At 69.2% G+C, this 23,364-nt stretch carries 22 protein-coding genes and 1 tRNA gene; 18 read left to right on the top strand and 5 right to left on the bottom strand.

What is annotated here, in order from left to right:
- Positions 1–5 precede the first annotated feature (5 nt).
- Positions 6–1,340 carry a uracil-xanthine permease family protein gene (locus tag AOP72_RS07025; protein ID WP_062134245.1) on the bottom strand — a complete coding sequence of 445 codons (1,335 nt, stop codon included), beginning with the start codon at positions 1,338–1,340 and terminating at the stop codon, positions 6–8.
- Between the two features lie 144 nt (positions 1,341–1,484).
- Between AOP72_RS07025 and fabI the strand changes: the two genes are divergently transcribed.
- Both fabI and AOP72_RS07015 read left to right on the top strand, forming a co-directional pair.
- Positions 1,485–2,252: an enoyl-ACP reductase FabI gene (gene fabI, locus AOP72_RS07020; RefSeq protein WP_062134244.1), complete on the top strand. Its 768-nt coding sequence runs from the start codon at positions 1,485–1,487 to the stop codon at positions 2,250–2,252.
- Between the two features lie 4 nt (positions 2,253–2,256).
- Complete coding sequence (locus AOP72_RS07015; protein ID WP_062134243.1) at positions 2,257–2,763, top strand: SixA phosphatase family protein; 507 nt, start codon at positions 2,257–2,259, stop codon at positions 2,761–2,763.
- A gap of 49 nt (positions 2,764–2,812) precedes the next feature.
- Here AOP72_RS07015 and serB read toward each other — a convergent pair whose 3' ends face one another.
- Together serB and glgC are read right to left on the bottom strand one after the other, a co-directional pair.
- Positions 2,813–3,445, bottom strand: coding sequence for a phosphoserine phosphatase SerB (serB, locus tag AOP72_RS07010; protein WP_062134242.1), 633 nt, complete (start codon positions 3,443–3,445; stop codon positions 2,813–2,815).
- Positions 3,442–4,683, bottom strand: a complete 1,242-nt coding sequence (glgC, locus tag AOP72_RS07005) for a glucose-1-phosphate adenylyltransferase (RefSeq protein WP_062134240.1) — start codon at positions 4,681–4,683, stop codon at positions 3,442–3,444. The genes serB and glgC overlap by 4 nt, the downstream gene beginning before the upstream one ends.
- A 72-nt stretch (positions 4,684–4,755) precedes the next feature.
- Between glgC and glgA the strand changes: the two genes are divergently transcribed.
- From glgA to AOP72_RS06945, 14 genes are all read left to right on the top strand, one after another.
- Complete coding sequence (gene glgA / locus AOP72_RS07000) at positions 4,756–5,958, top strand: glycogen synthase (RefSeq protein WP_062134238.1); 1,203 nt, start codon at positions 4,756–4,758, stop codon at positions 5,956–5,958.
- A gap of 10 nt (positions 5,959–5,968) precedes the next feature.
- Positions 5,969–6,751 (top strand): ABC transporter ATP-binding protein, encoded by a 783-nt coding sequence (locus tag AOP72_RS06995; protein ID WP_062134235.1) that lies wholly within the window; start codon positions 5,969–5,971, stop codon positions 6,749–6,751.
- Positions 6,752–6,865: 114 nt separating this feature from the next.
- Positions 6,866–7,303 (top strand): NfeD family protein, encoded by a 438-nt coding sequence (locus AOP72_RS06990; RefSeq protein WP_152650280.1) that lies wholly within the window; start codon positions 6,866–6,868, stop codon positions 7,301–7,303.
- 2 nt (positions 7,304–7,305) lie between these two features.
- Complete coding sequence (locus tag AOP72_RS06985) at positions 7,306–8,382, top strand: SPFH domain-containing protein (protein ID WP_062134232.1); 1,077 nt, start codon at positions 7,306–7,308, stop codon at positions 8,380–8,382.
- Positions 8,383–8,548: 166 nt separating this feature from the next.
- Entirely contained in the window at positions 8,549–9,349 is an 801-nt protein-coding gene (locus tag AOP72_RS06980) for a TrmH family RNA methyltransferase (protein ID WP_062134229.1), read from the top strand.
- Between the two features lie 115 nt (positions 9,350–9,464).
- Positions 9,465–10,184, top strand: a complete 720-nt coding sequence (gene imuA', locus AOP72_RS13395; protein WP_062134226.1) for a DnaE2-dependent mutagenesis accessory factor ImuA' — start codon at positions 9,465–9,467, stop codon at positions 10,182–10,184.
- A complete protein-coding gene (locus tag AOP72_RS13785) occupies positions 10,181–11,953 on the top strand; it encodes a Y-family DNA polymerase (protein WP_238581632.1) in 1,773 nt (590 codons plus the stop codon). Before imuA' ends, AOP72_RS13785 begins: the two co-directional genes overlap by 4 nt.
- A gap of 9 nt (positions 11,954–11,962) precedes the next feature.
- Entirely contained in the window at positions 11,963–15,349 is a 3,387-nt protein-coding gene (locus tag AOP72_RS06965) for an error-prone DNA polymerase (protein WP_062134223.1), read from the top strand.
- Positions 15,350–15,528: 179 nt separating this feature from the next.
- The gene (locus tag AOP72_RS06960) at positions 15,529–17,469 is read left to right on the top strand and encodes a hypothetical protein (RefSeq protein ID WP_152650279.1); all 1,941 of its coding nucleotides are present in this window, start codon (positions 15,529–15,531) and stop codon (positions 17,467–17,469) included.
- Between the two features lie 109 nt (positions 17,470–17,578).
- Entirely contained in the window at positions 17,579–17,932 is a 354-nt protein-coding gene (locus tag AOP72_RS06955; RefSeq protein WP_062134217.1) for a hypothetical protein, read from the top strand.
- Positions 17,933–17,989: 57 nt separating this feature from the next.
- Complete coding sequence (locus AOP72_RS13390; RefSeq protein ID WP_152650278.1) at positions 17,990–18,397, top strand: hypothetical protein; 408 nt, start codon at positions 17,990–17,992, stop codon at positions 18,395–18,397.
- A gap of 315 nt (positions 18,398–18,712) precedes the next feature.
- Positions 18,713–18,796, top strand: a tRNA-Leu gene (locus tag AOP72_RS06950).
- A 255-nt stretch (positions 18,797–19,051) separates the two neighbouring features.
- Positions 19,052–19,198 (top strand): GPGG-motif small membrane protein, encoded by a 147-nt coding sequence (locus tag AOP72_RS13565; protein WP_193746376.1) that lies wholly within the window; start codon positions 19,052–19,054, stop codon positions 19,196–19,198.
- A 185-nt stretch (positions 19,199–19,383) separates the two neighbouring features.
- A complete protein-coding gene (locus tag AOP72_RS06945) occupies positions 19,384–20,685 on the top strand; it encodes a M20/M25/M40 family metallo-hydrolase (RefSeq protein ID WP_062134214.1) in 1,302 nt (433 codons plus the stop codon).
- Between the two features lie 34 nt (positions 20,686–20,719).
- Here AOP72_RS06945 and AOP72_RS06940 read toward each other — a convergent pair whose 3' ends face one another.
- A complete protein-coding gene (locus AOP72_RS06940) occupies positions 20,720–20,974 on the bottom strand; it encodes a DUF5703 family protein (protein WP_152650277.1) in 255 nt (84 codons plus the stop codon).
- A 42-nt stretch (positions 20,975–21,016) separates the two neighbouring features.
- On the opposite strand from AOP72_RS06940, the gene AOP72_RS06935 reads away from it, so the two are divergent.
- Positions 21,017–21,403, top strand: a complete 387-nt coding sequence (locus AOP72_RS06935; RefSeq protein ID WP_084631892.1) for a hypothetical protein — start codon at positions 21,017–21,019, stop codon at positions 21,401–21,403.
- A 27-nt stretch (positions 21,404–21,430) separates the two neighbouring features.
- Here the strand turns inward: AOP72_RS06935 and AOP72_RS06930 are convergent, their stop codons facing one another.
- The gene (locus tag AOP72_RS06930) at positions 21,431–22,390 is read right to left on the bottom strand and encodes an aldo/keto reductase (protein ID WP_062134211.1); all 960 of its coding nucleotides are present in this window, start codon (positions 22,388–22,390) and stop codon (positions 21,431–21,433) included.
- A gap of 67 nt (positions 22,391–22,457) precedes the next feature.
- Between AOP72_RS06930 and AOP72_RS06925 the strand changes: the two genes are divergently transcribed.
- On the top strand, positions 22,458–23,321 hold the full coding sequence (locus AOP72_RS06925) for an undecaprenyl-diphosphate phosphatase (protein ID WP_062134210.1): 864 nt from the start codon (positions 22,458–22,460) through the stop codon (positions 23,319–23,321).
- Positions 23,322–23,364 lie beyond the last annotated feature (43 nt).

Below are 23,364 nucleotides of genomic sequence, written 5' to 3'. Positions count from 1 at the left end.
GCGCGCTAGCGGCTCTGCTCCGCCGACGCGGCGTCCTCCGCCCCGAGGTCGCCCGCGACGTACGCGGGTGACGCGACCGCCTGGTCGGCGCCGCGCCACCGGGTGACGGCCGCCATGAGGTGATAGGTCACCAGGGCAGCCGCCGTACCCAGCACGATGCCGCCGAACGTCATGTCTCCCGCGGTCCAGGTGTAGTCCGCCGCGCCGATGACGAGCGCGATCCCCGCGGGCATCAGGTTCACGGGGTTGCCGAAGTCGACGGATCCCTGTGCCCAGATGCGCGCGCCGAGTACCGCGATCATGCCGAAGAGCACCGTCGCGAGGCCGCCCAGCACCCCGGGCGGCGTCGCGGCGATGAGCGCTCCGAACTTGGGGGACAGGCTCAGCAGCAGCGCGAACAGCGCCGCGAACCAGTACGCGGCGGTCGAGTACACCCGGGTCGCCGCCATGACGCCGATGTTCTCGGCGTACGTCGTCGTTCCCGAACCGCCGCCGAGTCCCGCGACCGTGGTGGCCACGCCATCCGCAAGCAGCGCTCGCCCGGTGATGGGGTCGAGGTCGTCGCCCGTCATGGCGGCGACCGACTTCACGTGGCCGATGTTCTCGGCGATCAGCACGAACAGCACCGGAACGAACATCGCAAGCACCGATAGGTCGAACTCGGGTGCATGGAAGTCGGGCAGCCCCACCCACGACGCCTGGGACACGCCCGTCAGGTCGTACTCGCCCCGCAGCGCGGCGACGACGCAGCCCACCGCTGTACCGAGCAGGATGGACAGCCGGCCGAGGATGCCCCGGAACAGCACGGTGATGAGCACCACGGCGGCCCCGGACACGAGCGCGGTGCCGAGGGATGCCTGCACCATCCCCCATGCGGCAGGCGCAAGGTTGAGTCCGATGAGCATCACGATCGCGCCCGTGACCACCGGGGGCATGGTGAGCTCGATCCAGCGGGTTCCCGAGACGTGCACGATCACGCCGACGAGGGCGAGGAGAAGCCCCGTCATGACGAGGCCCCCGAGCGCGACACCCATGCCGCCGGCCCCCATCGCCGCGGTGATGGGGGCGATGAACGCGAAGCTGGAGCCCACGTAAGAGGGGAGCCTGTTGCCGGTGATCAGCAGAAAGATCACGGTGCCCACCGCGGAGAAGAAGATCGTCGCGGTGGGAGGGAAGCCGGTGAGCACGGGCACGATGAATGTCGAGCCGAACATCGCAAGCACGTGCTGAGCGCCGATGCCGATGGTGCGAGGCCATGTCAGGCGCTCGCGCGGGCGCACGGCGCCGTCGGGGGCGATGGACTTGCCGTCGCGATGCAGGGTCCAGGACATCATGCTCATCGGTTCTCCTCCGGTGACGTGCCACGCCAGTGTGCGGCCCGCGCACAATCTAGCGACTCGCACCGCACCGGCGTGGGACCGTGGCCCCATGACACCCGCGCCGGTGCGCAGCCGCTAGGCTTCGGGCGAGGAGGAATGACATACATGGGCATGCTTGATGGCAAGAACATTCTGGTGACGGGCGTCCTCACGGAGGGGTCGATCGCGTTCGAGGTGGCACGGCTGTGCCAGGACCAAGGCGCCACTGTGGTCCTGACCGGCATGGGACGCACGCTCAAGATCACGCAGGCGATGGGACGCCGCCTGCCGGTGGCCGCGCCGGTGGTCGAACTCGACGTCACCAACCCGGACCACCTCGCAGCGCTCGCGGACCAGGTGCGCGAGCACGTGCTGCACCTCGACGGAGTGGTGCACTCGATCGGCTTCGCACCGCAGTCCGTCATGGGGGGCAACTTCATGTCCGGCGAGTGGGAGGACGTCGCCACGGCGATGCACATCTCCGCCTACTCCCTCAAGGCCCTCGCGCAGGCCGCGCTGCCGCTGATGACTCAGGGTGGCGCGATCGTGGGGCTGACGTTCGACGGCCGCTTCGCGTGGCCCGTCTATGACTGGATGGGCGTCGCCAAGGCGTCCTTCGAGGCCGTCAGCCGATACCTGGCACGCGACCTCGGCCCCCAGGGGATCCGCTGCAACCTGGTCTCCGCGGGTCCCATCAAGACCACCGCCGCCCGTCACATCCCCGGCTTCGACCAGATGGAGAGCGTGTGGGCGGAGCGTGCCCCGCTCGGCTGGGACTCCGAGGCGACCGCGCCCACCGCCCGAGCAGTCACTGCGCTGCTCAGCGACTGGTTCCCCGCGACCACCGGCGAGATGATCCACGTCGACGGCGGCGTCCACGCGATGGGACAGTAGAGACATGCCCACTCTGATCATCGCTCGTCACGCCAAGGCTGAGGCACCCGCTCCTGGACTGCAGGACATGGATCGCACTCTTGCCCTCATCGGCCGCAAGGCGTCCATGAAGCTCGGCGAGGAGATCGCTGCAGCGGGGTTGAAGCCCTCGCTCGCGCTGGTGTCTCCCGCCACGCGCACTCAGCAGACCTGGAAGCTGATGTCCTCGTCCCTCCCGGCCTGCGAGAGCCGCTCGGTCGACGGCCTGTATGAGACGGATGTCGAGGGTCTGGTGGAGATCGTGAACGGCATCGAGGACGTCGACACGGTGATCCTCGTGGGCCACGAGCCCACCTCCTCGGCCGCGGCGGCGTTCTTCGCGGGCGTGGGTTCCGACACCACCGCGCTCAAGCGCGTCGCGCACGGCCTGCCCACCGGCACCGCCGCCGTTCTCGAGTTCGACGGATCGTGGGCAGACCTCGGTTCGCGTCAGGCCCGCATGACCGTGGTGCTGTCCGGCCGGGATGTCTGACCACAGCCGGCCCTCGTCGCATTCACGTGCGACGCTGCTCGGCGCCGAGCTACCGCTCGATGACCTCCAGGACGGCGTCGAGGCGCGGGGCGTTGACGGCGATGTCCGCCTGGCTCTGGACGAGCGGCTTGGCGTTGAAGGCGATGCCCAGCCCCGCCGCAGCCATCATGTCGAGGTCGTTCGCGCCGTCGCCTACTGCCACCGCATCGGCCGGAGAGATCCCCAGCTCGGCGCAGAACTCACGCAGGGCGTGAGCCTTGGCCGCCCGGTCGATGACCGGGCCCACGGTGCGGCCGGTCAGGCGCGCATCGGCCGTCTCGAGCCTGTTCGCGCGGAAGTGTTCGATGCGCAAGCGTGCGGCGAGCGGCTCGACCACCTCGGCGAAGCCGCCCGAGACCAGCGCGGCTGTCCAGCCCTCGGACTGCAGGATTCCCACCAGATTCTCGGCGCCAGGAGTGAACTGCACCTCGTCGAGCACCTCCGCGAAGACCGAGTCCGGGACGCCTTCGAGGGTCGCGACACGTTGGCGCAGCGACTCGGCGAAGTCGATCTCTCCGCGCATGGCCGCATCTGTCACAGCGGCCACCTCGGCCTCGGTTCCCGCGCGCCTGGCGATGAGTTCGATGACCTCGGCGGTGATCAGCGTGGAGTCGACATCCAGGACGATGAGCCGTCCGGTCATCCCTTGACCACAGTCCCCTTCGGCACGACGGTGATGCCCGACTCGGTGACGGTGAAGCCGCGCTCGATGTCCGCCTGGCGGTCGATGCCGATGCGCGCGCCCTCCTCGACGATCACGTTCTTGTCGACGATGGCGCGGTGCACCTGCGCATGACGATTCACGATGACGTGGTCGAGCAGGATCGAGTCGGAGACGGTCGACCACGAGTGCAGGCGCACGCCGGGAGACAGCACCGAGCCCGTGACCGTGGCACCCGAGACGATGACGCCGGGGGACACCACCGAATCGGCGGCGTGGCCAAGGCGGCCCTCCTCCGAATGGATGAACTTCGCGGGAGGCTCGGTGATGAGGCCCTGGTGGACCGGCCACTCGTGGTTGTACACGTTGAAGATGGGCTCGACCGCGATGAGGTCGAGGTGCGCGTCGTAGTACGAATCGATGGTGCCCACGTCGCGCCAGTAGTCGCGATCGCGGTCCGTGGATCCCGGCACGTCGTTGCGGACGAAGTCGTAGAAGCCGCACGTGCCCTTGTTCACGAAGTACGGGACGATGTCGCCGCCCATGTCGTGCTTGGAGTCCTCGTTCTCTGCATCGGCCTTGAGGGCCTCGAGCAGGGGCCCGACGGACGCGACGTAGTTGCCCATCGACGCGAGGATCTCGCCGGGGGAGTCCGGCAGGCCCTCCGGGTTGGTGGGCTTCTCGAGGAAGGCCTTGATCATGCCCGGGTTGTCCTTGTCGATGTCGATGACGCCGAACTGGTCGGCCATCTCGATCGGCTGGCGGATGCCGGCGACGGAGAAGTCCGCTCCGGTCTCGATGTGCGCATCGACCATCTGTGAGAAGTCCATGCGGTACACGTGGTCCGCTCCGACCACCACGACGATGTCGGGCTGCTCATCCTCGATGATGTTGACGGTCTGGTAGATCGCGTCGGCACTGCCCAGGTACCAGTGCTTCCCGCGGCGCTGCTGCGCGGGCACGGGCGCCACATAGTTGCCGAGCAGCGGTGACATGCGCCAGGTGCGGGCGATGTGGCGATCCATGGAGTGGGACTTGTACTGGGTGAGCACGACGATGTGCAGATAGCGCGAGTTCACCAGGTTGGACAAGGCGAAGTCGACGAGTCGATAGGTGCCGCCGAACGGGACGGCAGGCTTGGCGCGAGCGGCGGTGAGGGGCATCAGGCGCTTGCCCTCACCCCCGGCGAGGACGATGGCAAGTACTTTCGGCGCTGACATACGACCAGCATAAGCGCCACATCCGATGGGCGTGGGGCGGCACGGCGGGAAGACCCGGACTACCGTGGTGTCATGCGAGCCGACATCCTCACCCGTGAATACCCTCCCCACATCTACGGCGGCGCCGGAGTGCACGTCACTGAGCTGGCTGCCGTCCTCGGCCAGCACATCGACGTCGAGGTCCGCGCCTTCGACGGCCCACGTGACGAACCGCACGTCACGGGATACGAGGCGCTGGGCGGCGGCGTGGGCGATGCCGCGCTCGATGTCCTGGCGCACAACCTGCCGATGGCGAGGGACTGCGAGGGCGCCGACCTCGTGCACTCCCACACCTGGTACGCGAACATGGCCGGCCACCTCGCCGCGCGACTGCACGGCATCCCGCACATCCTCAGCGCTCATTCCCTCGAGCCGCTGCGGCCGTGGAAGGCCGAGCAGCTCGGCGGTGGCTATCGGGTGTCGTCGTGGATCGAGCAGACGGCCTACGAGGGCGCCGATGCGGTCATCGCCGTCTCCGGCGGCATGCGCGACGACATCCTGCGCTCCTACCCGACCATCGACCCCGGCAAGGTCCAGGTCATCCACAACGGCATCGATGTGGAGGCGTGGGCGGCGCCGTCGACCGACGAGGAGCGCGCCGCGGCCGCAGAGGTGGTGTCGCGCTGGGGGCTCGACCCGTCTCGACCAGCCGTGGTCTTCGTGGGGCGCATCACGCGGCAGAAGGGTTTGCCGCACTTCCTGCGCGCGGTCGAGAAGCTCCCGTCCGAGGTGCAGATCGTGCTGTGCGCAGGCGCGCCCGATACGAAGGACATCGCCGCTGAGGTCTCGGGACTCGTGTCGAAACTCCAGGAACGCCGCGATGGCGTGATCTGGATCGAGGAGCACCTGCCGCGCCCCCAGCTGGTCGCGGTGCTCGACGCGTGCACCGCCTTCGCGTGCCCCAGCGTGTACGAGCCGCTGGGCATCGTGAACCTCGAGGCGATGGCCGTGGGGCTGCCCGTCGTCGCCACCGCGACCGGCGGCATCCCCGAGGTCGTGGTGCCGGGCGAGACCGGCACGCTCGTGCCCATCGACCAGGTCGCTGACGGCACCGGCACGCCGACGGACCCCGAAGCGTTCATCGACGACCTGGCCGCAGCGCTCGCCGACATGGTGTCGGACCCTGAGCGTGCCCGCCGCATGGGCGCCGCCGGCCGTGAACGCGCCGCCGAGCACTTCTCGTGGGAGACCATCGGGGAGCGCACGCTGGCGCTGTACGAAGACATCCTCGGATAGGCTCGGAGCCATGACTGAGGTGCTGACTCTCGAAGGTGTGAGCCTGCGCCGCGACGGCAATTCCATCCTGTCGGGAATCGACTGGACCGTGAATGCCGACGAGCGCTGGGTGGTGCTGGGGCCGAACGGTGCGGGCAAGACCTCGCTGGTCACCATCGCGTCGGCTCGCATGCATCCCACCGAAGGCACCGTGCGGGTGCTGGGGGAGACGCTCGGCGAGGCGGACACGCAGGACCTGCGGACCCGCGTGGGGCTGTCGAGCGCCGCGCTCGCGGACCGCATCCCTGATGACGAGACCGTGCGCGACGTCGTGATGACAGCGGCGCACGGGGTCACGGGACGCTGGCGCGAGGAGTACGACACGATCGACGAGGACCGGGCCGATGCCCTGCTCGCGGCGTTCGGGATGAGCGGCTTCGCCGAGCGCGAGTTCTGGACGTTGTCGGAGGGCGAGCGCAAGCGCGTCCAGATCGGCCGTGCGCTGATGACCGACCCGGAGCTGCTGCTGCTCGACGAGCCGGCCGCGGGTCTCGACCTGGGGGGTCGCGAAGAACTGCTCGCGGCGCTGTCCGAGCTCGCCGGAGACCGCCGTTCGCCAGCGATGGTGATGGTGACGCACCATGTCGAAGAGATCCCCACGAACTTCACGCACGCGATGCTGCTGCGTGACGGAGCCGTCGTCGCCAGCGGGTCCCTGCGCGACACCCTCACCTCGGTGAACCTGACCGAGGCGTACGGCATGCCGGTGCGGCTCCACGCCTACGAGGGGCGCTGGACCGCTCGTCGAGGCTGAGCCCCGGTCTGCGGCTGATCCGCCACGCTGGGGACGCCTGACCGGGCGTTTTCATCCGTGAGGACGATGCTTCCCTTCAACCGTGCCTGTTAGGTTCGAAAAAGGAGGTGAGCCGTGGACTCTCTGTGGTGGTTCGTAGGAGCGATGGTGCTGGGCATCGTCGAAGTCTTCACGCTGGATCTGACCTTTGCGATGCTCGCTGGCGGCGCGATCGCCGGTGGCGCAGCGGCGCTGCTGGGCCTGCCGTGGTGGGTCTGCGTGATCATCGCGTGCGCGGTGTCCGCCATGCTGCTGTTCTCGCTCAGGCCCTACCTGCTCAAGTCGATCCGCGCCAAGGGCGCGGTCATCGAGACCAATGCGGCCGCCCTTGCGGGTGCCGCAGCCCGCTCTCTGGACGAGATCACCGAGTTCGCTGGTCGCGTCAAGCTTGCGGGAGAAGTGTGGTCTGCGCGTACCCAGGACGATGCGCCTGCGATCCCCGAGGGGGCCGAGGTCGTCGTGCTCGAAATCAGGGGAGCGACGGCCATCGTCGCGCCCGAGAAGGGGAACTAGTTATGGAGCCAGTCCAGATTGCGATCGCCGCCGCGGCGGTCGTCCTCGTCCTATTCGTCATCACGGCGATCGCCCGCGCGATTCAGATCGTGCCGCAGGCAGAGACCCGCGTGGTGGAGCGGCTCGGCCGTTACGCCCGCACACTGCAGGCGGGCATGCACCTCCTCATACCGTTCGTCGACCAGGTGCGTCAGAAGGTCGACATGCGCGAGCAGGTCGTGTCCTTCCCCCCGCAGTCCGTGATCACCTCGGACAACCTCGTCGTCGAGATCGACACCGTCATCTACTTCCAGGTGACCGACGCCCGCGCGGCGGTCTACGAGATCGCCAACTACATCGTCGGTATGCAGCAGTTGACCGTGACGACCATCCGTAACGTCATCGGCACCATGGACCTCGAGCAGACGCTGACCAGCCGCGACCAGATCAACGGCCAGCTGCGCACCGTGCTGGACGAGGCGACCGGCAAATGGGGCATCCGTGTGGGACGCGTCGAGCTCAAGGCCATCGACCCGCCCGTGTCCGTCAAGGACTCGATGGAGAAGCAGATGCGCGCCGAGCGTGACCGTCGCGCCGCGATCCTGACCGCCGAGGGCGTCAAGCAGTCGCAGATTCTGACGGCCGAGGGCCAGAAGCAGTCCGCGATTCTGAAGGCCGAGGGTGACGCGCAGGCCGCGATTCTCACGGCCGAGGGTGAGGCCCGCGCCATCCTGCAGGTGTTCGATGCCATCCACGAGGGCGACGCCGACTCCAAGCTGCTCGCCTACCAGTACCTGCAGATGCTCCCCGAGATCGCCAAGAACGAGTCGAACAAGGTGTGGTTCGTGCCCACCGAGTTCACCGGCGCACTCAAGTCGATCTCTGCGGCCTTCGGTGCCGAAGAGGCCGCCGAGCCTCTCACGCGCGACCACGAGCGTGGCAAGGACCGCAAGTCCAAGATCACCTCGGCGCTCGTGGATCCGGCGGAGGCGCTGCGGCTGGCCAAGCAGGAGGTGCTGGACGCCACGTCCGACGCCACCGAGGCCGGCACGACGTCGGGCCGTCCGTTCAACCCGGACGCCGAGAAGGGCCAGCAGTAGCCTGACCCGCCAGAGCCCCGGAGCGCAGCGCGCTCCGGGGCTCTCGCACGCCCGCCCCGCCCCTCCCCGCCCCACTTCCCGCCTTAGCGTCCCTGAGGGCGCTGAGTGTCGCCTGGTCGGCTCCGCGTGATCCTGGCGGGCGCCCAGTGTCGGACACAATGGGTCCGTGATCACGGACCCCGCCGACCCGCGCCTCGACGACTATCGCGGCCTCACCGACGTGGCGCTGCGCCGTCGCATCGAGCCCGAGCGCGGCCTGTATATGGCCGAGGGTGCCAAGGTGATCGAGCGCGCTCTGGCCGCCGGGCATCGGCCGCGTTCTGTGCTCACGAGCGAGCGCTGGCTGGACGGAATCCGGCAGGCGCTCGAGGTCGCGGGCAGCGACGCCCCCGTCCACGTCGCCCCTGAGTCCGTGATGGAGACTGTCACCGGCTATCAGGTGCATCGCGGCGCCCTGGCGGCGATGGAGCGGCCCGTCCTTCCTTCGCTCGAGGACATCGCCCGCGATGCGCGGCGCATCGTCGTGCTCGAGGGAATCGTGGACCACACGAACGTCGGGGCGATCTTCCGCTCGGCGGCCGGCATCGGCGCGGACGCCATCGTCGTCGCCCCCACCTGCGCGGACCCGCTGTACCGCCGCAGCGTCAAGGTGTCGATGGGAACGGTCTTCCAGGTGCCGTGGACCAGGGCGGACGAGTGGCCGGGGGCACTGGGGGAGCTGCGGGACATGGGCTTCGTCGTGGCGGCGCTGGCGCTGGCGGACGATGCGGTGGGCCTGGACGAGTTCGCGGCGCACGAGCACGTGCGGGTTGCGATCGTGATGGGGGCGGAGGGCGACGGGCTGTCCCGCGCGGCCCTGCAGGCGGCCGATGCGGTGCTCACCATTCCCATGGCCGGGGGAGTGGACTCGCTCAATGTGGCTGCCGCATCGGCCGTCGCGCTGTGGGCGCTGCGTCCCGAGCGGTGAGCCGTCCCCGGGGAGTCCAGCGCTCGGATTGACTCGGCGCCGATGTCGGCGTTCAATGCGATAATCGAACATATGTTCGAACGCGAGGACTTCTCGCAGTGATCGCAGGAGCGCCATGTCGACCCAGACGGACCCGGATGCCTCGCAGCAGCGGCGGCTGAGCCGCGCGCGTGCGGCGCTCAAGGGCGTCGAGGCGCGCATCGGCGCACCCCGCCCCGCGACGGACCGTCCGGTGCTGCCTCTTGCTCCGGAGCTCGCGCCGTTGCTGCCGGAGGGGCTCGGGCGTGGCCAGGTGGTCTCCGTCACCGGCGCCACCTCGCTCATGCTCGCTCTCGCCTCCGCGGCATCCGCTGCCGGCTCCTGGACTGCGGCGATCGGCATGCCCACGGTGGGGGTGGTGGCGGCCGCCCGGCGGGGCATCGCGCTCGAGAGGTTCGCCCTCATCCCTCACCCGGGGGCGCAGGCGGCGCAGGCGGTCGGCGCGTGCGTGGACGGGATGGATGTGGTGCTGCTTGGTGAGCGGCTCGCGCTGTCCGATGCAGACCGTCGCCGGTTGGCCGCTCGTGCCAAGGAGCGCGGCGGGGTGATCATCGCTGCGGGTGAGTGGCCGGGCGCGCACGTGACGCTCACGGTCGAGCGCTCCTCATGGGACGGGCTGGGCGCTGGCGACGGGAGGCTCATCGAACGCGATCTCACCGTCGCTGTCGGCGGGCGTCGACAGGGTGCCGTGAGGCGCGTGCGCCTCGCCTTGGACGCCGCCCCTGGCCTGCGGTTCGCACGCACTGGCGCACGCATCGACGTGGACCGCGTGAATGTCGACGGGGAGGTCGCATGAGCGAGATGGTGTCGCGACGTGCGGCCGGCGACGGTGCTCGGAGGGCCGATGCGCGGGCGGGGTCGGTCTCGCCCGCACGGTCCGGGCCCGTGGCGACGGTGCGGCGCGCGGTGCTGTGGGTCCCGGATTGGCCGGTGGTCGCTGCGATGTCCGACGCCGGCATCGGTGCGGACACCCCTGCGGCGGTGCTGCACGGGCGGGGCATGATGGCGGTCTCGGCTGCGGCACGGACTGCGGGGGTGAGGCGCGGGATGCGCAAACGCTTGGCCCAGCGGGCATGCCCCGATCTCGTGATCCTGCCCCACGACGAGGGCCGGGACTCGCGCGTGTTCGAGACCGTCGCGGCGGCGGCCGAGGACGTCGTGTCCGGCGTGGAGATCTCGCGGCCGGGGCTGCTGATGATCCCCGCCGATGGCGCCGCCCGGTTCCACGGCTCCGAGGAGTCGCTGGCGGAGGCCCTGGTGAACTCCGTTGCGGAACTCGCGGGCTGCGAGTGTGCCGTGGGTGCTGCCGACGGGCTGCTCGCCGCGATCCTCGCCGCGCGTGCCTCCGAGCTGGTGCCGCCGGGCACGTCGCGAGACTATTTGGCCGATGCCCCGGTGGGGGTGCTGCCACTCGCCGCCATGGAAAGGCGTCAGCGCGAGCAGGTCGAGGACCTCGTGGGGGTGCTGGTGAGGCTCGGCCTCACGTCGCTGTCCGACTTCACGGCGCTGCCGGCGGGCGACGTGCTCGCCAGGTTCGGCCCGGTGGGGAGGTGGGCCCACCGCATCGGCCGTGGGGAGGACGTGCGGCCGCCGGTGCTGCGTCGCTCCGAAGAGGACATCGCGGTGAGATACGATTTCGAGGAGCCGGCGCAGCGCGTCGAGCAGCTCGCCCTCGTCGCCGGTCACGTGGCTCAGCAGCTCGACGCCGCCCTCCTCGAGGCTGGCGTGCGATGTGGCCGGGTGCGGATCTCCGCCACCACCGAGCAGGGGGACATGCTCGAGCGGGTGTGGCGCACCGATGTGGGGTCGCGGTCGGGCGCGTTCTCCAGGCACATGACGGATCGGGTGCGGTGGCAGCTCGAGGGGTGGCTGTCGGGCACCTCCACCGGACCGGAGCCCGCGCCGCTGACCTCTTTGGGGCTGACGGCCGAGGACGTGGTGCCGCTGGGCAGCGAGCAGGCCTATCTGTGGGGAGGCGTGTCGGGTGCGGACTCGCGCGCGCAGCGGACCCTGGAGCGGGTGCAGTCCCTGCTCGGGCCGGATGCCGTGCTTGCCGTGCGCGAGCAGGGCGGCAGATCGCCTCGGGACCGGGTGCTCTCGCTGCCGTGGGGACAGGAGGCGATGCCCGCCCGCCGCATCGAGCATCCGTGGCCGGGACGCATCCCCGATCCCGCTCCCGCCACCGTGCTGCCGTTGCCGGAGCCGCTGCAGGTGCTGGATGCCGGCGGGGCACCGGTGCGGATCGACCGCCGGCTCGCGATGAGCGCCCCTCCGACCTGGGTGCGCCTGCAGGTGGATCCACGTGACGAACGCGCGGCGGCCGCCCGTCGGCACCCGTCCTCCGGCCATGTGGGTCATGGCGAGGGCGGGCCGACGTGGGGACTCGCGCAGCCTGTCGAGGCGTGGGCCGGCCCGTGGCCGGTGGCCGAGAGGTGGTGGTCCCCGGACGCTTCACGCCGCGCGTGTCTGCAGATCGCGCTGCGACGCCCCGACGGGAGCCCCGGGCAGGCGGTGCTCGCGTCCTTCACCGCCGGGGAGTGGGTGCTGGAGGCGGTCTATGACTGACGGTGCCCGATGACGAATGGTGTCGACTACGCCGAACTGCACGCGCACAGCGCCTTCAGCTTCCTTGACGGCGCGAGCCACCCCGAGGAGATGGCCGCCGAGGCCGGGCGGCTGGGCCTCAGCGCGCTCGCCATCACCGACCACGACGGGCTCTACGGCGCCGTGAGGTTCGCGAACGCGGCGCGCGCGATCGACCTGCCCACCGTGTTCGGAGCGGAGCTGCACATGGGGGCACCCGAGACCCCCGGCGGGCCTCCCGTGCTGGACCCGCCCACGGGGGTTCCCGATCCCCGCGGCAGCCACCTGCTCGCCTTGGCGCGCGGGCCGGAGGGCTACTCGCGGCTGTCGCACGCCATCGGCATGGCCCACCTCGCGACCGGAGAGAAGGGGCTCGCGCGCTACACGCTGGAGGACCTGGCGGAGACGGGTGCGGGGCAGTTCTTGATTCTCACCGGCTGCCGCAAGGGAACCGTGCGGCGTGCGCTGTCCGGGGTGGGCGTCGCCGGGGCGAACGCGCTCTCGGGCGGAGTCACCCCCGCAGGATTCGCCGCGGCACGCCGCGAGCTCGACCGGCTGACGTCGCTGTTCGGCCGCGACAACGTGGCGGTCGAGGTCACGGACACCGGCGACCCCTTCGACTCGGAGCGCAACGCCGCACTCGCGGACCTCGCGTTCGACGCCTCGCTGCCGCTCGTGGCGACCTCGAATGCGCACTATGCGAGGCCGCGAGACGCGGACCTCGCGGCGGCGCTGGCGGCGGTGCGGGCCCGGTCGTCGCTCGATGACATGGACGGGTGGTTGCCCGGGGGCGGGGGAGGGCACCTGCGCTCGGCCGCAGAGATGCTGCACCGGCATCGGCGCCATCCGCAGGCCGTGACGACGGCAGCGCGGCTCGCTGCCGAATGTGCGTTCGACCTGAACCTGGTGGCACCGAATCTGCCGCCGTACCCGGTGCCGGAGGGGCACACCGAGGCCTCATGGCTGCGTGAACTGGTGCGCCGCGGCGCCCACGCCCGCTACGGCTCCCCCCACGCCGAGCGTGTGCCGGGAGCGTGGAAGCAGATCGAGCACGAGCTCAACGTCATCGAAGCGCTCGACTTCCCCGGCTACTTCCTCATCGTCCACGACATCGTGAGCTTCTGCCGCGACCAGGACATCCTGTGCCAGGGACGGGGATCCGCCGCCAACTCCGCGGTGTGCTTCGCCCTGGGCGTCACCGCGGTCGACGCCGTCACTCACGGGCTGCTGTTCGAGCGGTTCCTCGCCCCCGAGCGTGACGGTCCGCCCGACATCGACGTCGACATCGAGTCGGATCGTCGAGAAGAGGTGATCCAGTACGTCTTCCAGCGGTTCGGCCGCATCAATGCCGCGATGGTCGCGAACGTCATCCAGTACCGGCCACGCTCGGCGGTGCGCGATGCCGCCAAGGCGCTGGGCTTCGACGTGGGTCAGCAGGACGCGTGGTCCAAGAGCATCGACCGGTGGGGCTCCCTGCGCGTGCCGCAGGCGCAGATGGAGGAGTGGGCCGCCAAGCAGCGGGATGCGATGTGGCCCGAGCCGCCTCCCACCCACGATCTCGACCACATCCCGGAACCGGTACTCGACCTCGCGGACCGGTTCATGAGGCTGCCGCGTCACCTCGGCATCCACCCGGGCGGCATGGTGCTGTGTGACCGGCCCGTCATCGACGTGTGCCCCGTCGAGTGGGCCCGCATGCCCGGGCGCACCGTGCTGCAGTGGGACAAGGACGACTGCGCCGATGCGGGGCTGGTGAAGTTCGACCTGCTGGGGCTGGGGATGCTCTCCGCGCTGCGGTACGCGTTTGGGTTCGTGCGCGACACCGAGTCGGAGGACATCGGCCTGCACTCGCTGCCGCAGGAGGACCCGGCGGTGTACGACCTGCTGTGCGCTGCGGACACGGTGGGCGTGTTCCAGGTCGAGTCGCGCGCGCAGATGGCGACCCTGCCCCGTCTGCGCCCGCGCCGCTTCTACGACATCGTGATCGAGGTCGCCCTGATCCGCCCCGGGCCCATCCAGGGCGGCTCTGTGCACCCGTACATCAGCCGTGCCCGGGGCCGCGAGCCGGTGACCTTCCTGCACCCACTGCTGGAGAAGTCGCTGGGCAAGACTCTCGGGGTGCCGCTGTTCCAGGAGCAGCTGATGCAGATGGCGATGGACTGCGCCGGCTTCGACGGGGCCCTCGCGGACCAGCTGCGCCGCGCGATGGGGTCCAAGCGATCGCCGGAGCGCATGGAGGCGCTGCGCGCGCGGTTCATGGTCGGTGCCCACGAGCGCGGCGTCACCGCAGACGTCGCCGACCAGATCTTCGACAAGCTCAAGGCGTTCTCCGACTTCGGCTTCCCGGAGTCGCACTCGTTCTCGTTCGCGTACCTCGTGTACGCCTCGAGCTGGCTGAAGGTTCACAAGCCCGCCGCCTTCTACGCGGGGCTGCTCGCGGCGCAGCCCATGGGCTTCTACAGCCCCCAGTCGCTCACGGCCGATGCTCGCAGGCACGGACAGGTGGTGCTGCGTCCGTGCGTGACGCGCTCCGCCGCGCTCGCGAAGGTCGAGCGGCTGGCCGAGCCTTTTGCGATCCCGGACGAGGCACGCGCAGACATGGCGGTCCTCACGCGGGTGGACCGCACCCTGGCAGTGCGCATGGGGCTGGCGGCAGTGCGCGGGCTCGGCGAGGATGCGGCGCAGGCGATCGTCGATGCCCGAGCGGCCGGCCCGTTCACTTCCGTCACCGACATGGCGCGTCGCGTACGGGTGCGGCCCTCCGGCGTGACGGGGGAGTCAGGGCTGGCTCCCGAGAAGGGGCTCACCACGGCCCAGTGGGAGGCGCTCGCGACGGCGGGGGCGCTCGAGTCCCTGGGTGTGACGCGGCGCGAGGGGCTGTGGGCCTCTGGCGCGCTGTCGAGGGAGGGGCCCGACACGCTGCCGGATCTCTCGACCGACGTCACCGCGCCCATGCTGCCGGGCATGAGTGCGGTGGAGGAGGCCGTGGCCGATGTATGGGCCTCCGGGGTCTCGACCGACAGCTATCCCACGGTGTTCGTGCGCGACGGGCTCGACCAGCAGGGGGTCCTCACCGTGGCCGGGGTGCTCGCTCACGAGGCGGAGCGGCGCGTGACTGTGGCAGGCGTCGTGACCCATCGCCAGCGGCCCGGCACGGCCAAGGGGGTGACCTTCATCTCGCTCGAGGACGAGACCGGTTTCCTCAACGTGATCTGCTCGGTGGGGGTGTGGCGTCGCTTCCAGGCGGTGGCGAGACGGTCTGCGGCGCTGGTGATCCGCGGGCGCATCGAGCGGGCGGACGGGGCCACCAACATGGTGGCCGAGCACATCTCCCCGCTCTCGCTGAAGGTGCCCGCCAAGAGCCGCGACTTCCGGTAACAGGAGGTCGCACCCACGTGTGTCGATGAGGATGGCCTTGACAGCGCATCGAGAACTCGTCCACGGTAAGAGTTGGCCGTCAGGGGAGACGGTCGGCCAAATTCAGGGGGGATCATGATGAACCGGAATCGTCGTCGTATGGGAGTTGTCGCCGCGATCGGCGCGTTAGTGGCGCGTTAGTGGCGCCAATGGTCGCTGTGGCCGCGTCGACTCCCGCTGCCGCAGCTGCGGCGTTCGTCTCGGATTGCAGCTTCTGGCCGCAGGAGACGTTCTATCGCAATCAGCCCGTGTGCGTGAGTGGTGATCTGGACTATGTCCCACCAGGTCACATCGTGCCGACGGCCGACATCTATGTGACCGCGAACACCACGTGGTCAGACGGCGATGCCGCCATCGACGTCACCGGTTCACCAAACCGTTTCCAGTCGTATGGGACGTTCTATGACGAGTACGCGTGGCTGCCAACGCTCCAGGCCGGCCGCTACGACATCCTGATCGACAACGACCTGAACGGCACCTGGGATCCAGCGCACGACATCCTGCTGGGGGACGGCACCGACTACGCCTTCGATGTGATCGGTGACGATCTGGCCGGGTACACCTTCGACTCGGCCGCGCTCAAGGCCGAGGGGCAGGCCCAAGTGGGAGGCTGGCAGACGCTGGCCCGCTCCTCGATATTCTTGTCGGGCGCGAGCAGCGTCGGCGTGAGCGTGGACGCGTACAACTACGCGAGCGCGGCTGGTTGGCGATTTCCGCTCGCATACGCTGGAGGAGTCGGTGGCGGAACGTTCATACCGTCCCTTTTCGACCTGACAGTGCCCACGAGCGCCCACGATGGTGTGCTATTCATCGGCGGGAGGATCATTGACTCGTTGGCGGGCACTCAGGCCCAGCACTATCAGAACCTTGCCGACGATCCGGCCGACCCCGCATATGGTCGGGCGGTGGGGCTCGACATGGCGGTGATCAACGATGACTTCGCCGCATCCTTGTCCTTGGTCGGCTTGGACGAGTCGTATCCGTTCTCACCGTTGGACTCCAGCGCCGAACATGCTCGGCAAGGCCGCATCGCGACCCTGTCGGCTGAGCAGGCGGCCTTGGTCGAGGCGATCATGCACGCCCACGAACGCTATCTGGGCGCGCAGCAGGCCGATGATGTGCGCTGGGCCGTCGCCCATGCCAGCGCTCTCGAGCAGTACACCTCTCAGTTGGTGACGAACCAGGACGAACTGGTCGACCTGTTGGAAGAGGTCCGGGACGAGATCGCGCTCCTCCCCGACGCGGCCACACCGGTTGATGTGTCGGCGCTGGAGGACCTTCAGGACCGGGTGGCGACGTCGGGTTTCACCGCCCAGGAGATCGCCGACTACGAATCCGTCGGATACGCCAGTGCCGACGCGCAGGTGGTGGCCGACCATCTGGCGGCGATCGAGTTGCCCGATGACGACGTCTCGCTGCTGGACGCGTATGACGGAGTCATCGATGCGGCCGACGACCTGCAGGCCGCGTTCACCGATGCCGCCGACGAGGCGGCCGCGCGCGTCGCCACCATGAACAGTGCAGTGCAGGCGGTTTCGGTGCCGTCGGTCACGGTCGCGACTCCCACGCAGCCGTTGAACGCCGGCACGGCATCGACGCTCTCCGCGTCGGCTTCTGGCGGCACTGGTGGCCTGACTGTGACGTGGGATCTGGATCTGGACGGTGTGTTCGACGACGAATCGGGCACGTCCACCTCGTTCACTCCGGCGATGGCCACGGATCAACTCGTGGGCACCCGTGTCACCGACGCACGCGGCATGATCTCGACCGCCTATACCCGTATCGAGTCCAGCGAGGCCAGCCAAGTCGCCACGATCGACACGCAATCTCCGGCCAGCGCCCATGTCACGATCACCGGGGGTGACTCCCAGACCTTCACCGTCTCTGCCACCGACCCCGAGAGCGCGACCGTCACCTACCAGTGGTTCCTGGACGACACACCGGTGGGCACTGGCACGAGTGACACCTACGACAGCACGCTTGGAGAACGTTCGATCCACGCTGTCAGCGTGCAGGCCTCCGACGGCGACCCGACCCACCGTCACCCTGAGGCGCGCTGGGCGCTGACCACGCTGCCATGACTGCCCGAGTCTGGACCTGACGCTGGTGACCGCACCGAGCGGACCACGGCGACCACGCACGAACATCTCCTGGTGGGTTGCGTACCGTCATTGGTCGATCGTTGTCGGGGTGGTGTGGTTGGCCCTGGCTGCGGCGCAGGTGCCGGTGGTTGCTGACACCGCCCTCGTCCCAGCGTCGCTGATGCCGTTGGCGCTGTCGTTTCGCGGGTCCAGAGTGGGGAGCACGGTGCTGGTAGTCCCGCGTGTCGCATGCGTCGTCGTCGCGCTCCTCTGGACGCAGGCGCTCCACCCGAACTACAATCCCCGCGGTCCCGCGCCGCGAGTGGGAGACGAAGTGCCGACGCGTGCTGAGTTCTGGGGCCAGGTCGCGGCCTTCGAGCTCCTGCTGCTGGTCGTGGTGGAGGTCGCCTTCTTCTCGATCGCGGCGATCATCGCCGATCGACAGGCGCGACGTCGCGAGTGATCGGTGTGGGCGACGAGAGGAGGGGAGCGCTCGGTGATTGGCATGAGGGACGCACCGGTGAATGACGGCTGGTGGGCACCCTACCTTCGATGGCAGGTGGTCGTCTGCGTCGGGTGGCTTGTCCTCGCGGTCGCGCGCGTTCCGGTGCTGGCTGACACTGCCGCATTGCCGGTAGCGCTGCTGCCGGCCTTGCTATCGACTGGCGGACCTTGGCCGGGCCGTGCATTGCCGGTCTCCCTTCGCGTGGCCGCTTTGGTTGGCTCGATCATCTGGGCGATGGTGCGCAACCCGTCATATTATCCGCGCGGTCCTGAGCCGCCGGTGTGGGTGGAGGTGCCGACGCGTGCTGAGTTCTGGGGCCAGGTCGCGGCCTTCGAACTTCTGCTTCTGGTCGTGGTGGAGGTGGCCATCATCTCTGTCGCGGTGATCATCGCCCGTCGGCACATGCGACATCGCGATCGTTGACCGGTGCTCCCGCGTACTTCGCGTTGGTGATCCGCCGAGGGAGAGGCGGGCATCGTCACCGCGCCGTCTGCGCGGACAGGGTGTGGCGGCGCTGGTGATCCGTGGGCGCATCGAGCGGGCGGACGGGGCCACCAACATGGTGGCGGAGCACATCTCGCCCCTGTCCCTGAAGGTGCCCGCCAAGAGCAGGGACTTCCAGTGAGCACAGCCGCGCCCGGACCGGGTGTCGCGGGCGCCGATGGTGGCATTGGGGCCTCCCGCCCATGCTACGATTGCCGTCGCGCTGAAGCGCCGATAAGGCACTTCAGACACCCTGTCCGGGTGGCGGAAATGGCAGACGCGCTAGCTTGAGGTGCTAGTGCCCTAACGGGCGTGGGGGTTCAAGTCCCCCCTCGGACACGATCAGGGCCGGAAGCTTATTGCTTCCGGCCCTTCGTCTTTCTCTGGACACTTCACGCCATGGTGCGTTCAGGCCCGCCCGCCCCATCGTGAATATTCCCCACTATGGGAATGGTGGCATGTGACTGCATTCTCGCCGTTCCCACCGCTGTGCCCATCACGAAACGATTACGAACCGGGAATGTCCAGGGCAGATGCCTGGTTGTCGATGGCGTCCGAAGCACGAGAAGCATCATCAAAGAAGGAGGCCACGTCATGTGGGATACCATCCTGTGGATCGCGGCAGTGATCATTGGAATCATCGGCATCGTCCGCTTGATCCAGCGTGACTTCGTCATGGGCGCCGTGCTCATCGTCGTCGCCCTGCTCGTCGGCCCCGGAGGCGTCAGCCTCTTCACATGACGATCGAGAGGCGTACGAGCCTCTCCGTCTGACACGCCCCGCCCGCGCGCGCCCCGCTCACGTCCCCCCTGTGACCGGATGGCGCCGCGGGCGGCGGCGTGTCCGGGCCCCTGGGGGACAGCACAAACCTCCGCGAGGCTTGGCGTCACGGTTCCGGCGGCCGATGCGGACGATAGCCTGAGGGCATGACCTCACCCCTCGACGTCGTCCAGATCTGCCGCGATCTCATCCGCATCGATACCTCGAACTACGGCGACGAGCCGGGCCCGGGGGAGATCGTGGCCGCAGAGTACGTCGCGGCCTTCCTCGCTGATCTGGGCCTGGAACCCGTGATTCGCGAGTCCGAGCCGGGTCGTGCGAGCGTCACCTGCCTGTGGGAGGGCTCCGATCCCGACCGTGACGCGCTCGTGGTCCACGGTCACCTCGACGTGGTTCCGGCTTTTGCGGAGGACTGGTCGGTGGACCCGTTCGCCGCCGAGATCCGCGACGGCATGATCTATGGCCGCGGCGCGGTCGACATGAAGAACATGGACGCGATGATCCTCGCCTCGGTCGCCAGCATGATCCGCGCCGGCGCCAAGCCGCCCCGCGACATCGTGCTCGCGTTCTTCGCAGACGAGGAGCACGGCGGCGCACGCGGCGCGAAATGGATGGTGGAGCACTACCCCGAGGACTTCCGCGGGGCCACCGAGGCGATCAGCGAGGTCGGCGGGTTCAGCGCCTACGTCAATGGCAGGCGCGCGTACCTGATCCAGACCGCGGAGAAGGGCATCCAGTGGCTCAAGCTCATCTCCCACGGCAAGCAGGGACACGGGTCGCTGGTGCACCGTGACAATGCGGTCGCGCACCTCGCCGGAGCGCTCTCGCGCATCGGCGCCTACGAGTGGCCAGTCGAGCTCACCCCCACCGCCGAGAGACTGCTCCAGGGAGTGGCGGAACTCGAGGGCATCGAGTACGAGCCCACTCCCGAGTGCATCAATCGGCTCGTCGAGGGCCTGGGCGCGATGGCGCCCATGATCGAGGCGTCCGTGCGGAACACCTCGAACCCGACGATGCTCGACGCCGGCTACAAGGCGAACGTGATCCCCGACACTGCCGTCGGGTACGTGGACAGCCGCTACCTTCACGGCCAGCAGGAGCAGGCGCTGCGGCAGATCGAGGAGTTGGCGGGCACCCACGTCAAGGTCGAGCCCTACATCACCGAGCGGAGCCTCGAGGTGCCCTTCGAAGGAGCGCTCGTGGACAAGATGATCGCCGCGCTTGGCGCCGAGGACCCGGACGCGCCCGTGCTGCCGTACTCCCTGATGGGTGGCACGGACAACAAGCACCTGGCCGCGCTGGGGATCACCGGATACGGATTCGCTCCGCTTCAGCTGCCGCCGGACCTGGACTTCCCGTCGCTCTTCCACGGCATCGACGAGCGCATCCCGGTCGACAGCCTGCACTTCGGCACCCGCGTGCTGGAGCGGTTCCTGCGCGACTGCTGACGGCGGCGACAGTGGGCGCCGGACAGCAGAGGCGTTAGGCGGCGTCGGTGCGCTGGACGCGCATGACGCGTCGCCGCAGCCACACCCGTCGGGCGCCGCCGTAGAGAATCTGTGAGCGCGCCAGCTCCCACCGCCCGTACTCCGCCTGCTCCGTGAGCAGCGAGCGGGTGTCGGCGCGGGGGACGTCACGCGGGATCTCGATCACGCGCCACTCGAGACGGCTCGAGCTCGAAGGCCGGCCGCGTGTGGAGGTGACCACATGGGTGGCGTCAGATGCGATTTCCTTCATGATCTCTCCCATTCAATACGATCCGCGAGTACCGTCATGACCATGAGCGCAGAGGCGACCGAAGCACTGAGGCGACTGATGGCCGCCCTTGAGGAGCACCTCGAGGCGATCGCGATGCGGCGAGGCGATGCGGACGCCGCCGTGGACGATGCGTACGAGGCCGTCGCGACGGAGTTCGAGCGATACGAGGACATCCTCGACTCCGAGTACGGGGAGACGCTCCCTCTCGTCCTCGACGACTCCGAGGGCGACGAGTATGACGGCGAGGACGACGTCGACGATGATGACGACGACCCGGACGACGACCAGGGTGACGATGACACGGGGGCGTCGGGCGATGACCCGGACGCCGACGAAGCGCTCGATCCCCACGCTGTCGAGGACGACGACGATATGGACGACGACATCGACGAGTTCGATCTGCGATAGCGCCTGAGGCGCAGGCGCATCATCGCGCTACCGGCGCTCGGGGTAGCCGATGTGGGGGGCAGAGATCTCGTCGAGCGCCTCGGCGATCGCGGGCGGAAGATCAAGGTCGGCGGCAGTCAACGACGGCGAGAGCTGTGCCGCAGTGCGCGCTCCCACGATCGCGGAGCTGATGCCGGGACGCCCGAGCACCCACGCCAGCGCCACCGCGAGCGGAGGCTCGTCGAGCCCTTCCGCCGCCGTCGTGAGCGCGTCGACGATGCCCGCGGACCGGTCGTCGAGGTAGGGAGACACAAAACCGGCCAGGTGCTCCGATGCCGCCCTCGAGTCCGCCGGGATGGCGTCGCGGTACTTGCCCGTCAGCACCCCGCGTCCCAGGGGAGACCACGCGAGCGCACCCATGCCGAGCGCATCGGCGGCCGGCAGCACCTCACGCTCGACGCCTCGCTGCAGCAGCGAGTACTCGACCTGCGTCGCCGTGATGGTGGGGCGAGTGGCGAGCGCCGAGATCTGTGCGGTCGCCCAGCCGGGGTAGTTCGAGACGCCTACGTAGCGCGCGCGCCCGGAGTTCACTGCGATCTCCAGTGCGTGCAGCGTCTCTTCGACGGGGGCGACGGGATCGTAAGCGTGCACGAGCCACAGATCGACGTGGTCGGTGCCCATGCGCTCCAAGGACGCGTCGAGAGTGTCGAGCAGGGTGTCGCGCGACGCGTCGATGAGCCCGCCCTCCGCGGTGCGCCGGATGCCCGCCTTGGTGCAGATCTGCACGTCGCGCCGGGAGATGGTTCCGCCCAGCATCGTGCCGATGAGGGACTCTGCGCCTCCGCCGGCGTACGAGGCCGCCGTGTCGAGCAGCGTCCCGCCGGCGCTGAGGAAGGCATCGAGCTGCGCGCCGGCCTCGTCCGGACCGGTGTCCCGGCTCCACGTCATGGTGCCGAGCGCGAGCGAGGACACCGTCAATCCACTCGTGCCGACCCGTCTGCGCTGCATGCACGCGACGCTACCGGGCGGGACGGCGAGTCCGGAGGCGCGACGCGCTGACGCTAGCCTTGCCGTCATGAACTGGTGGGAAGCCGTCGTGCTCGGAGTGGTGCAGGGAATCACGGAGTTCCTGCCGATCTCCTCGAGTGCGCACGTCCGCGTCGTGGGTCCGCTGCTGCCGAGCGGTGGCGATCCCGGTGCGGCGTTCACGGCGATCATCCAGATCGGCACCGAGGCGGCGGTCCTGCTGTACTTCTGGAAGGACATCGTCCGGATCGTGTCGTCGTGGATGCGCGCGCTCGCGGGCAAGCACGGCCGCGACCGCGCGTCCCGGCTGGGCGCCCACAATGCCGACGCGCGCATGGGCTGGTGGGTCATCCTCGGCTCGATCCCGATCGTGGTGCTCGGCGTGCTCTTCCAGGACTACATCGAGAACCAACTGCGCCACCTATATCTCACCGCTGCGGGTCTCGCGATCTTCGCTCTGGTGCTGGGCTTCGCCGACAAGATCGGCGCCAAGCGGCGCGAGCTCGACGACGTGCGAGGCAAGGACGCGATCCTGCTGGGACTCGCGCAGGCCATGGCGCTCGTCCCGGGCGTCTCACGTTCCGGCGGCACCATCTCGATGGGCCTGCTGCTGGGGCTCACCCGCGAGGCCGCGGCCCGCTATTCGTTCCTGCTCGCCATCCCGGCAGTCCTCGGGTCGGGGTTCTTCCAACTGCTGTCGAACTCCGGGGAGATCACGGCCGACGGGGGGCCAGGAATCGTCAACACCGTGATCGCCGCGATCGTGGCGTTCGGTGTGGGCTATGTCGTGATCGTGTGGTTCCTGAGGATCATCACCAGGCGTTCGTACTGGCCGTTCGTCTGGTACCGCATCGCGTTGGCGGTCGGGATCGTCGTGCTGGTCGTGGCCGGCGTGATCCCCGCGATGTCCTAGTCAGACCGCAGCGCCGGCATCAGGTCCTCCGGTCGCCCGTCGG

The sequence above is a fragment of the Demequina aestuarii genome (assembly GCF_000975095.1).
Classification (GTDB): Bacteria; Actinomycetota; Actinomycetes; order Actinomycetales; family Demequinaceae; genus Demequina; species Demequina aestuarii.
This window is presented reverse-complemented; position numbering and strand designations above follow the sequence as displayed.